The sequence below is a fragment of the Cereibacter johrii genome, from assembly GCF_001720585.1.
Classification (GTDB): Bacteria; Pseudomonadota; Alphaproteobacteria; order Rhodobacterales; family Rhodobacteraceae; genus Cereibacter_A; species Cereibacter_A johrii.
In genome coordinates, this window is sequence record NZ_MABH01000088.1 from 1 (window position 1) to 10,454 (window position 10,454).

10 protein-coding genes and 1 pseudogene are annotated in these 10,454 nt (G+C 70.4%); 6 read left to right on the forward strand and 5 right to left on the reverse strand.

Annotation, left to right across the window (positions count from 1 at the left end; all coding sequences use genetic code 11):
- Positions 1–30: 30 nt before the first annotated feature.
- From A9O63_RS07000 to A9O63_RS07010, 3 genes are read right to left on the reverse strand one after another with little or no spacing between them, the layout of a single operon-like run.
- The gene (locus tag A9O63_RS07000) at positions 31–507 is read right to left on the reverse strand and encodes a VOC family protein (protein WP_069331280.1); all 477 of its coding nucleotides are present in this window, start codon (positions 505–507) and stop codon (positions 31–33) included.
- A 10-nt stretch (positions 508–517) separates the two neighbouring features.
- Positions 518–1,216 carry a glutathione S-transferase family protein gene (locus A9O63_RS07005; protein ID WP_069331281.1) on the reverse strand — a complete coding sequence of 233 codons (699 nt, stop codon included), beginning with the start codon at positions 1,214–1,216 and terminating at the stop codon, positions 518–520.
- Between the two features lie 31 nt (positions 1,217–1,247).
- On the reverse strand, positions 1,248–1,904 hold the full coding sequence (locus A9O63_RS07010; protein WP_069331282.1) for a glutathione S-transferase family protein: 657 nt from the start codon (positions 1,902–1,904) through the stop codon (positions 1,248–1,250).
- Between the two features lie 95 nt (positions 1,905–1,999).
- Between A9O63_RS07010 and A9O63_RS07015 the strand changes: the two genes are divergently transcribed.
- The 5 genes from A9O63_RS07015 (at position 2,000) to A9O63_RS07035 (ending at position 8,226) form a co-directional block, all read left to right on the forward strand.
- Positions 2,000–2,455, forward strand: coding sequence for a MarR family winged helix-turn-helix transcriptional regulator (locus tag A9O63_RS07015; protein ID WP_190238152.1), 456 nt, complete (start codon positions 2,000–2,002; stop codon positions 2,453–2,455).
- Positions 2,456–2,607: 152 nt separating this feature from the next.
- On the forward strand, positions 2,608–4,296 hold the full coding sequence (locus tag A9O63_RS07020) for a methyl-accepting chemotaxis protein (RefSeq protein ID WP_069331284.1): 1,689 nt from the start codon (positions 2,608–2,610) through the stop codon (positions 4,294–4,296).
- 630 nt (positions 4,297–4,926) lie between these two features.
- Complete coding sequence (locus tag A9O63_RS07025; RefSeq protein ID WP_069331288.1) at positions 4,927–5,199, forward strand: metal-sensing transcriptional repressor; 273 nt, start codon at positions 4,927–4,929, stop codon at positions 5,197–5,199.
- Between the two features lie 8 nt (positions 5,200–5,207).
- Positions 5,208–6,260: a CDF family Co(II)/Ni(II) efflux transporter DmeF gene (dmeF, locus tag A9O63_RS07030; RefSeq protein ID WP_069331285.1), complete on the forward strand. Its 1,053-nt coding sequence runs from the start codon at positions 5,208–5,210 to the stop codon at positions 6,258–6,260.
- 145 nt (positions 6,261–6,405) lie between these two features.
- Positions 6,406–8,226 carry a sensor histidine kinase gene (locus A9O63_RS07035; RefSeq protein ID WP_069331286.1) on the forward strand — a complete coding sequence of 607 codons (1,821 nt, stop codon included), beginning with the start codon at positions 6,406–6,408 and terminating at the stop codon, positions 8,224–8,226.
- Positions 8,227–8,253: 27 nt separating this feature from the next.
- Here A9O63_RS07035 and A9O63_RS07040 read toward each other — a convergent pair whose 3' ends face one another.
- Positions 8,254–9,438 (reverse strand): zinc-dependent alcohol dehydrogenase, encoded by a 1,185-nt coding sequence (locus A9O63_RS07040; protein ID WP_069331287.1) that lies wholly within the window; start codon positions 9,436–9,438, stop codon positions 8,254–8,256.
- 3 nt (positions 9,439–9,441) lie between these two features.
- Entirely contained in the window at positions 9,442–10,080 is a 639-nt protein-coding gene (locus A9O63_RS07045; RefSeq protein WP_041670342.1) for an SRPBCC family protein, read from the reverse strand.
- 134 nt (positions 10,081–10,214) lie between these two features.
- Here A9O63_RS07045 and A9O63_RS07050 point away from each other — a divergent pair.
- Positions 10,215–10,454: pseudogene (locus A9O63_RS07050) on the forward strand (hypothetical protein); the annotation flags it as partial.

Genomic DNA, 10,454 nt, shown 5'->3' on the forward strand with positions numbered 1-10,454 from the left:
CCCCTCCCGCATCCGACCCTGCGCCCGGGGTCAGGCCGCTGCCGCCTCGAGCGCCGCGATGTCGATCTTCTTCATCTCCATCATGGCGCGCATCACCCGTCCGGCCTTCGCGCGGTCGGGATCCGAGAGCAGCCGCGGCAGCACCAGCGGCACGATCTGCCACGACAGGCCCCAGCGGTCCTTCACCCAGCCGCAGGCCTCGGCCTCCGGCCGGGCCGACAGCGCCTGCCAGTAGCGGTCCACCTCCTCCTGCGTCCGGCAGGGGATCATGAGCGAGACGGCTTCGGTGAACTGCGTGTAGCCCCCGCCGTTCAGCGCGAGAAAGGGCCGCCCCATCAGCGTGAAGGACACGTCGAGCACATCGCCCGTGCGCCCGGCCGGATAGTCGGCGGGCGCATGGAGCACCTCGATGATCTCCGAGCGCGGTAGGAGATCGCAGTAGAAGCGCGCGGCCTCTTCGGCCTGCCCGTCGAACCAGAGGCAGGTGGTCAGTGTGTCGGTCTGCATGAAACCCTCCTCAGGCAGCCTGGTATTTTCCGGCATTCTCGGCGAAGGCCGCGATCTGGTCGGCCTGTGCCTTCCGGAAGCCCGGCCGGGCCGAATGGCGCTCGTAATAGGCCTTCACCTCGGGATGGGCCTCGAGCAGATCCATCTGCGCCGCCGGAAGCAGCACCGACGTCAGCATGAGGTCGGCCACGGTGAATCCGTCGCCCACGATCGTCTCGCGGCCTCCCAGCGCCCGGCCGAACTGCGACAGCCGCTTGTCCACCATGCCCCGCGTGGGCGCCCGAAGCCTGCCCGGCGCCTCGCGGTCCTCGAGCCCGAACCTGTCGGGCCAGCTCTCGAAGAACCACAGCATCGCCATCATCATGATCGGCGGCTCGAGCGTGTTGAGCGCGGCGATCACCCAGCTCAGGCAGGCGTCGCGCAGCGCGGGGTCGCGCGGCAGGAGACTGTCGCTCTGCTCGGCGATCCGCCAGACGCAGGCGCCGCTCTCGAACATGCTGCGCCCCTCCAGCGTCAGCACCGGGACCTGCCCGAAGGGCTGGCGTGCCAGATGCTCGGGCTCCTCCTGTGCCCCCTGCGGCAGAAGCTCCACCTCGTAGGGCAACTGGGCCTCCTCGAGCGCCCATCGCGGGCGCAGGTCGCGCACCTGCCCCTGCGCGAAGTCGGGCACCCAGTCGAAGGCGGTCACGGTCAGTCCGGGTCGGTCCATGGGTCTCCTCCCTGAAGCCCTGCGGAAGTGGTCAGTCGCGGTCGGGCGCGCCCAGCGGGAAACAGGGCCGCCAGGGCCGCGCCGCCTCGATGCATCGGGCCATCGAGGGGCGGGCGTTCAGCCGTTCGCGATAGGCTGCGACCAGCGGAAAGCCCTCGCCGATCGGATGGGTCCAGTCGGCATAGAAGAGCTGCGGCGCCGCCGAGCAATCGGCGAGGCTGAAGCTCTCGCCCGCAACCCAGGCCCTCCCGGGCAGATGCCGTTCGAGCAGCCCGTAGGCGGTCTCGAGCATCGCCCGCGCCTCGGCCACGCCCGCAGGATCGCGCGCCTCCTCGGGGCGCATCGCATCGAACACGATCTTCTGCTGCGGGGTTGCCACGTAATTGTCGAAGAACCGGTCCCAGAAGCGCACCTCGAGCGCCTCCACCGGATCCTCCGGGATCAGCCGCGCCTCCCGCGCATGATGGAGCGTCAGATGCTCGACGATGATCGAGGCCTCGCTGACCGGGCGCCCGTCGTCGAGCAGGAGCGGCATCTTGCGGAAGGGCCAGAAGCCCGCCAGCAGCTCGATGTTCCCGGGCTCTTCGGGCGAGAGCATCCGGTGCCGGGCCTCGAGCCCATATTCATGCAGCGCGATCCAGACCTTCTGGCAGTAGGACGAGAAGGGATGGGCGAAGAGTTCGAGCATACAGGCGACCTTTCCATGGGGCATCGTGCCGAACGGGCTCACGGGTCACGCCAGAGTCGCTTGCTTGTTACGTTGATACCAACATAATTGGCCTCATGTCAAAGGACCCCGCAGCCCCCTTCAGCATGACGCCGCTCATCCGCGACCGCTGCCTGTGCCTCGGCGCGCAGCGCGCGGCCCGCGCCCTCGCACGGCACTTCGACGAGGCCTTCCGTCCCTTCGGGCTGAGGAGCGGGCAGTTCTCGCTTCTCGTGGCGCTGAACCGGCCCGAACCGCCTGCGATGGCGGAGGTGGCGGAGGTTCTGGCGGTCGACCGGACGACGCTGACGGCGGCGCTGAAGCCGCTGGAGCGGCGGGGCCTCCTGCAGGTTCGCCCCGATGCCTGCGACCGGCGCCTGCGGCGACTTGCCCTGACCGAGGCGGGGCGCTTGCTCCTCGGCCGGGCGATCCCGGTCTGGGAGGAGACGATGGCCGCGCTGGAGCGCGGGATCGACCGCGATCCTTCCGATCTTGCCGCGGATCTCGAGGCCCTGCGCCGCGCCGCAGGCTGAGGCTGCTCAGTTTTTCTTCACGACTCTGCCTCATACCCGTCTTCCGGAGGCGATCGGATGTCGCCTTGGCCGCCCGTCGCGGCCGTCCCCCGAGAAACCGGGCTCGCCACTGCGCGGGCAACATGATGTCTGTTGAAGGAACTGCGATTGCCATGTCCATCAAGTTGAAGCTCGCCGCCGCCTTCCTCTTCGTCTTTCTGCTCTTCGCCGTCGCGACCGCTCTGACGCTGATGCGACTGGGCACGATGGATCGCGAGGTCGAGCGCATGGTCCGGGTCGAGCAGCCGGCCGCCCAGCTGGGCGTTCAGCTCGTGAACGAACAGCAGCGCGAATCGCTGGCGCTGCGCGACCACATCATCGCCACCGAGGATGAACAGCTGCGCCGCGCCGAGGAGACGCTTCTCTCCGCCCGGAAGCAGCGCAACGAGATCTACGAGCGTCTCAAGCCGCTGTTGACCGACGCGGAGGACGCGGCCCTGCTCAAGCGGCTGGGCGAAGTGATGGCGGATGGCACCGACCGTATCGACCGCGCGCTTGCCAGCTCGAAGGCCCGCGACACCAGCGGCGCGGCCCGGCTTCTGGCGGATCCCTCCTCGAAGACCAGCCGTGCCGAGCGGACGAAGCTCCTTGCCGAACTGCAGGACCGTCGCGCCCAGAACATTGCGCAGGCGGCCGCGAAGGCGGATGCGAGCTTCTCGAAGGCGCAGCGCGATCTCATCCTGTCGCTGGCGATTGCCGTCGTGCTGGGAGGGCTTGCCGTCTTCCTGATCGTGCGCTCCATTTCCCGCGGGCTCGATCAGGCGCTGGTGCTGGCCGAGCGGGTGGCTGAAGGGGATCTCACCCTCACGACCCGGACCCACGCGCGCGACGAGATCGGACGGCTCCTCGAGGCGAACAACCGCATGGTGGTCAAGCTGCGCGAAATGGTGGGCACGATCACCGGCGCGGTGAACCGGGTGAGCAGCGGCAGCTCCTCCATGGCCTCCACCTCCGAAGAACTGTCGCAGGGCGCCCAGGAGCAGGCCTCGGCCACCGCCGAGGCTTCCGCCTCGGTGGAGCAGATGGCGGCGAACATCCGCCAGACCGCTGACAATGCGGGCAATACCGAGACCGTGGCCCGCACCTCGGCGGACCGGGCTCAGGCCTCGGGTTCGGCCGTGAACGAGGCGGTCGACGCGATGCAGGCCATTGCCGAGCGTATCCTGGTCGTGCAGGAAATTGCGCGCCAGACCGATCTTCTGGCGCTGAACGCGGCAGTCGAGGCCGCCCGGGCGGGCGAGCACGGGCGCGGCTTCGCCGTCGTGGCGGCCGAAGTGCGCAAGCTCGCCGAACGCAGCCGCGGCGCCGCCGAGGAGATCTCCGAACTCTCGGCCCGCACCCTGCGCACGGCGAGTGCCGCCGGCGAGATGCTGGGCCAGCTCCTGCCGGACATCGAGCGCACCTCGACGCTGGTCAGCGGCATCTCGGTCGCCTCCCGCGAGCTGGCGCTCGGGGCGCAGCAGGTGGCGGCGGCGATCCAGCAACTCGACAGCGTGACCCAGCAGACGAGCTCCGCCGCGACGGGTCTCGCCTCGGGCGCGGAGGCGCTCTCGACGCAGGCGGATGACCTCCGGCGGACGATGGGCCAGTTCCGCCTGGGCTCCGGCAGCGGCTCCGTGGCCGAGGCTGCGCCGCACCTGCCGGAGGAGGCAGAAGCGCCGGCCCGCAAACCTGCCCGGGCTTCGGTCGCTTCGACAGGGCGTGCGCGGGCGGTGACGGCAGGCGGCTTCGACTTCGACATGGGCGAGAGCGCGGGCGGCGATCCGGTCGACAGGGAGTTTCGGCGTCACGATGCGGCCTGACCCGACGGCCGCTGCGCGTCCCCCCAGGCCGCAGCGCTCCTCTTTGCGGCCAGGCTGTGGCCCGGAGCTGCCCCGCATCCCGCCTCAATCCTCCGGGCAGCCTGTCGTCGAAGGAGGATCTCCGCCGCCAGCGGATGGCGCACCCGGCTCGCACCCGGCTGCCCGGGACGCTCATCGCGGCGCAACTTGTGCGGGGCCGATCCCGGGCCTCCCCGATGGGGTCGGTCGACAGGGCCCGAAGCGTGCCGCCATCCATGTGATCGAGCGGCACCAGGGATGCCGCCCTCCTCAAGCGGAACAGACGGGAGGTTTGGGCGGCTTTGCGCCCTGTGCGATCCTCCTCGGGCCGGGGGTGGGGCAAGCACCGTTCTCCCGCGGCCGCCATGCCGGCCGCACGGGCCGTCGGCACGACCGCGGCCACCGCGTGGCGCCGCGAGGCATCATGCGGGCTGCCCGACGGTCCGGTGGATCAAAGGCGGGATGCCCCTCGCCGATGCCCTCGGGCCTTGCGTCGGGAGGGTTCGGGTGAAGGCCGATCCTCCGTGCCGCGACAGGTTGACAGCCGTCACGGAGCATTGACGCCTCCCGCTGCGGAGGATACCCATACCCCCTATAAGTATGGAGGCGTCCGTGGCGCATCTGACGAAGGACAAGTCGAAGACCCTCGCTCGGGTGCGGCGACTGAAGGGCCAGATCGAGGCGGTGGAACGGGCGATCGAGGCCGAGGCCGAATGTGCCGCCATCCTGCAACTCGTGGCGGCCGTGCGCGGCGCGGCCGGCGGGCTCACCGCGGAACTGCTCGAGGAGCATCTCGAGCATCATGTGGCGGGCGTCGAGGATGCCGCGGCCCGCAAGCGCGGGGCCGAGGAAATGATCGCCGCCTTCCGCACCTACATGAAGTGAGGCCACCCGTGTCCGATCACGCCGCCCATCCGCACGACCACGACCACGACCACGGGCACGGTCATGACCATGACCATGACCATGTCTTCCTCGGCGCCCGCCACGCGCGCAACGAGCGCCGCACCTGGGCCGTGATCGCCCTCACCTCGGTCATGATGGTGATCGAGATCGCGGCGGGCACGCTCTACGGTTCGATGGCGCTCGTGGCCGACGGGTGGCACATGTCCACCCATGCCGCGGCGCTGCTCATCACTGCGCTGGCCTATCTGCTGGCCCGCCGCCATGCGCGCGACCGGCGCTTCACCTTCGGGACCGGCAAGTTCGGCGACCTGGCGGGTTTCGCGAGCGCGGTGGTGCTGGCGGTCGTGGCCCTCCTGATCGGCTGGGAAAGCGCGATGCGTCTCCTCGATCCCGTGCCGATCGACTTCGGGCAGGCCACGGTGGTTGCGGTGATCGGACTTCTGGTCAATCTCGGATCGGCGCTGCTCCTGCACGAGGGACACGCGCACGGTCATGACCACGGGCACGACCACGGGCACGGTCATGGCCGCGGGCACGGGCACGGGCACGACCATGGGCACGGTCATGGCCCCGGGCACGGGCACGGGCACGGGCACGGCCATGCGCACTCCCACCACGCGCAGGACAACAACCTGCGCGCGGCCTACCTGCATGTGCTGGCCGACGCTCTGACCTCGGTCCTCGCCATCGCGGCGCTGATCGGGGGACGGATCGGCGGCTGGGTCTGGCTCGACCCGCTGATCGGCCTTCTCGGCGCGCTGGTGATCGCGCGGTGGTCGCTGAGCCTCCTGCGCAGCGCGGGCGGCGTGCTGGTCGACTTCATCCCCGAGGAGGAGGAGCTGCCCGCCGAGATCCGCGAGGCGCTCGAGACCGGCGACGACCGGATCACCGACCTCCACGTCTGGCAGCTCGGCCCCGGCCATCATGGCGCCATCGTGGCGCTGCGGTCCGCCGATCCCCAGCCTCCCGACCATTATCGGCGCAAGCTGAACCATCTGCACGAGATCTCGCACCTGACACTGGAGGTGCGGCCCGCCTGATCCCGCCGATGGCCGCGGCCCGGCAGGCAGGCCCGCCCCCACGGGGGAGCACCCGCCACAAAGTCGAAGTTGCGAAATCGGAGCCGGGGATCATATTGGTAATTCCAACGCCGGGGCAGTCGAGCCTCCGCGCGATCTGACGAGAATGGAGACGATGGCCCAAGGCACCGTTGAAGCTCGTCACGGAGCTCTGGACGAAGCTGCGCTGGGGATCGGACGCTGGCGCTGGGACCTCCGGTCGCAGGAATTGACCTGGTCCGAGGAGGAGCGGGCGATCTTCGGCCTCGCGCCGGGCGCGCCGGTTCCTGGGTTTGCCGCCTTCAGCGCCATGATCCACCCCGACGACCGCGCCCGCGTGGTGGCAGCCGTCAGCGAGACGCTGGCGCAACGGCGCCTCCGCCACAGCATCGGCTTTCGCATCCTGCGCCCCGACGGGACGATGCGCCAGATCCTGAGCCACGGGCGGCTCGTGACGGGGTCGGACGGCAAGCCGGTCAGTCTCGAGGGGGTGGATCTCGACCTCACCGACACCCATGCCGACCCGGCCGTCGAGCGGCCGCAGCGCGCGCCCTGCCCGGACAGGGGCCCCCAGATCGCGGCGCTCCGCCCCGGCGAAGAGCAGGACGCGCTGCTGCGGGTGGCGCTCGAGGCCGGCCGGATGACCGTCTGGCAGCTCGATCTGCAGAAGCGGCTGGGGCAGGTCGACGGCGATGTGGCGCGCCTGATCGGTCTGAGCCATGTGCCGCCGGAACTGCCGGTCGCCGTCTTCGAGAACCATGTCGATCCCGAGGATCTGCCGCTGCTGCGCGCGGCCGAGGCTGCGGCCCTGCGCGGCGAGCCCATGCAGGTGGAGCTGCGGCTCGTCCTCGAGACCGGCGGGCGGCGCTGGCTCCGGCTGATGGGCGAGCCGCGGCCCGACGCGATGGGCCGCCCGCAGCGCCTCGTGGGCGTGGCCTACGACATTTCCGCGCGCAAGCAGGCCGAGGAGAAGCTGCGCGAGAGCGAGGCGATGTTCCGCTCGCTCACCGAGGCCATGCCGCAGCTTGTCTGGTCCGCGCTGCCGGACGGCTCCTGCGACTTCTTCAACCGCCGCTGGACCGAATGCACCGGGACCGGCACCGAGAGGGCGCTGGGCGACGGATGGCGCGCCTTCTACCACCCCGACGACCAACCGGCCATCGACCGGCTCTGGCTGCAGGCCCTGCGCACGGGCGAGCACTATGAGATCGAATACCGGCTCCGCCACCGCGACGGCAGCTACCGCTGGATGCTCGGCCGCGGCGCGCCCGTGCGCGACGAAGCGGGCGGGATCCTGCGCTGGATGGGCACCTGCACCGATATCCACGACCTGAAGCTCGCCCATCAGCGCCAGCAGATCCTGCTGGGCGAGATGGAGCACCGCGTGAAGAACATCCTCGCGCTGGTGCAGGCGGTGGCGCGGCAGACCTTCGGCCGCATTCCCGAGGCCTCGGCCGCGCTGGGGGCCTATGGCGGGCGGCTGCAGTCGCTCGCCGGCGCCTACAGCCACCTCAACCACGAAAGCTGGGAGCGGGCCTCCCTCCGCCACATCGTCGCGACCTCGATCGGCGGCTGCGGCGCGCGGGCCGAGGCCTGGAGCCTCGACGGCCCCGAGGTGATGCTGCCCCCCCGCTCGGCGGTCCCCCTCTCGATGGCGATCCACGAGCTCTGCACCAATGCCGTGAAATACGGGGCGCTCTCGGCGCCCGAGGGCCGCGTGACGATCCGCTGGCGCCTCGGACCGCAGGACCGCCTCACGCTGGTCTGGGCGGAGGCCGACGGCCCGCATGTGGTGCCGCCGTCGCGCGCGGGCTTCGGGATGCGCATGATCGAGACGGTGCTGGCCGTCGAGGCGGGAGGCACCGTCCGGCTCGACTTCCGCCCCGAGGGCGTGCGCTGCGAGATCGAGGTGCCCATCCGCCCCGAGGCCGAGCCGCGGGGGGAGTGACGCGGGCGGCGTACCGCCCGCCCCCGGTCAGGCGCCGGTCATGCCCGGCTTCAGCACCACCTTGGTCCATTCGTTCTGGTTGAAGCGGAAATTCTCATAGCCCCGCGCCGCCTCCTCGAGCGGCAGGCGATGCGAGATCAGGAAGGTCGTGTCGATCTCGCCCTCGCCGATCCGGCGCAGAAGCTCTTCGGTGTAGCGCTGCACATGGGTCTGGCCGGTCTTCACGGTCAGGCCCTTCTCCATCAGCGCCCCTAGCGGGAACTTGTCGAGGAAACCGCCATAGACGCCGGGCACCGAGACGCGGCCGCCCTTGCGCACCGCAAGGATCGCCTCGCGCAGCGCATGGGCGCTGTCCGCGCCGATCCCCACGCGCTGCTTCATGTTGTCCATCAGCGTGTCGGGCATGAAGCCATGCGCCTCCATCCCCACGGCATCGATCACCGCATCGGGGCCGAGGCCACCCGACATCTCCATCAGCGCCTCGAGCACCTTCGTGCGCCGGAAATCGATCCCCTCGGCCCCGAGCTTGCGCGCGAGCGCCAGCCGCTTGGGATATTCGTCGATGGCGATGACCTTGCCCGCGCCCATCAGCAGGGCCGACTGGATCGCGAAGAGGCCGACCGGGCCGCAGCCCCAGACGGCGACCGTGTCGCCCTCCTCGATCCCGGCATTCTCGGCCGCCATCCAGCCCGTCGGCAGGATGTCCGACAGGAACAGCACCTGCTCGTCCTCGAGCCCGTCCGGGATCACGATCGGTCCCACGTCCGAATAGGGCACGCGCACATATTCGGCCTGCCCGCCCGGATAGCCGCCCGTCAGATGCGAATAGCCGAACAGCCCCGACACCGCGTGGCCATAGAGCGGCTCGGACAGGTCCTGCTTCTCGGCGGTGTTGGAATTGTCGCAGGCGGAAAAGAGCTGGTGCTCGCAGAAGAAGCACTTTCCGCAAGAGATGGTGAAGGGCACCACGACCCGCTGGCCCTTCTTCAGCGTGCTTTTCGGCCCGGTCTCGACGACGCGGCCCATGAATTCGTGGCCGAGAATGTCGCCCGACATCAGCCCCGGGATCACCCCGTCGTAGAGATGCAGGTCCGAGCCACAGATCGCCGTGGCCGTCACCTCGATGATCGCGTCGCGCGGATTGACGATCTCGGGGTCGGGATGGGTCTCGACGCGGACATCGTGCTTTCCGTGCCAGGTGAGTGCGCGCATCGGTCAATCCTTCCGGTTGCGGGAGGTGGCGATCTCGCCGGCCTCCATCAGCATCTTGAAGCGGCGCAGCTCGCGCCGCCCCTGCATCGCGGGCACAAGACGGAAGAGCCGCGCGATCAGCCGCCCGGCCTCGCCGCCCGCGGGGACATAGGCCACCACCGCCTCGACCTCGGTGCCGCGGCCCGCCGGGGCGTCGCGGAAGGTCACGGCGCCCTCGGCGCGGACGTCCGACCCGTCCGTCGAGCGCCAGGCGATCAGCCGGTCCGGCACCTCCTCGACGATGCGGGTCTCGAGCGTGACCTTGCGGCCGAAGGGAGCGGCAAGGGTCCAGCGGCTCACGTCGCCCACGACGGTGACATGTTCGACGCTCTCCATGAACTGCGGCAGGTTCGAGAAGTCGCGCCAGAAGGCGAAGAGCTCGGACCGCGGCCGGTTGATGGTGATGGTGCGGCCGACGGGCATGGTGCCCCCGGGGTGGCGTGAGGCCCGGTCGGGGGCGTCGTCGTTCGGGCGGAAGACGACGGGATTCTCCCGCGACCGGCTGACCGCCCAGACGGCGGCCCCGGCGGCGAGCCCGGCTCCGGCAAGAAGCGCGAGCGTCCGGGGCTCGGGGCCCGTCCGAGGGGTGCGGTGCAATGGCATGACGGATTTCCCTGGCTGTGGCTGCGGCCGGCTTCCGCCGACGAGCCCCGCAACCGGAGAGCGCCGGATAGGTTCCCGTCTGCGGCACCGGAAGAATCCTTGAGCTTGCGGCGCGCCAGGCGCATCTTGCCGCGATGCGACCGGGACCGGCCAACTTCGGCACCACCCAGGGCAGGCTTTCGGCCTGCCTGGTCTCGCTCGTCCTGACCGTCCTTCTGGTGCTGCTGCCGCCGCAGAGCGAGCGGCCTCTGCCCGGCGTGGCGGCATCGCAGTCCGACACGCTCCGCGCGTTGCAGAGCCTCGAGCCCGCCCTCGCTCCGGCAGGGCGCAGCGACAGGCCGGTGCTGCCGGGCGGCGCCCAGCCGGCGCATGGC

Coding starts and splice junctions, on each gene's coding strand:
- A9O63_RS07000 (WP_069331280.1), bottom strand. CDS start 507: ATGCAGACCGACACACTGACCACCTGCCTCTGGTTCGACGGGCAGGCC.
- A9O63_RS07005 (WP_069331281.1), bottom strand. CDS start 1,216: ATGGACCGACCCGGACTGACCGTGACCGCCTTCGACTGGGTGCCCGAC.
- A9O63_RS07010 (WP_069331282.1), bottom strand. CDS start 1,904: ATGCTCGAACTCTTCGCCCATCCCTTCTCGTCCTACTGCCAGAAGGTC.
- A9O63_RS07015 (WP_190238152.1), top strand. CDS start 2,000: ATGTCAAAGGACCCCGCAGCCCCCTTCAGCATGACGCCGCTCATCCGC.
- A9O63_RS07020 (WP_069331284.1), top strand. CDS start 2,608: ATGTCCATCAAGTTGAAGCTCGCCGCCGCCTTCCTCTTCGTCTTTCTG.
- A9O63_RS07035 (WP_069331286.1), top strand. CDS start 6,406: ATGGAGACGATGGCCCAAGGCACCGTTGAAGCTCGTCACGGAGCTCTG.
- A9O63_RS07040 (WP_069331287.1), bottom strand. CDS start 9,438: ATGCGCGCACTCACCTGGCACGGAAAGCACGATGTCCGCGTCGAGACC.
- A9O63_RS07045 (WP_041670342.1), bottom strand. CDS start 10,080: ATGCCATTGCACCGCACCCCTCGGACGGGCCCCGAGCCCCGGACGCTC.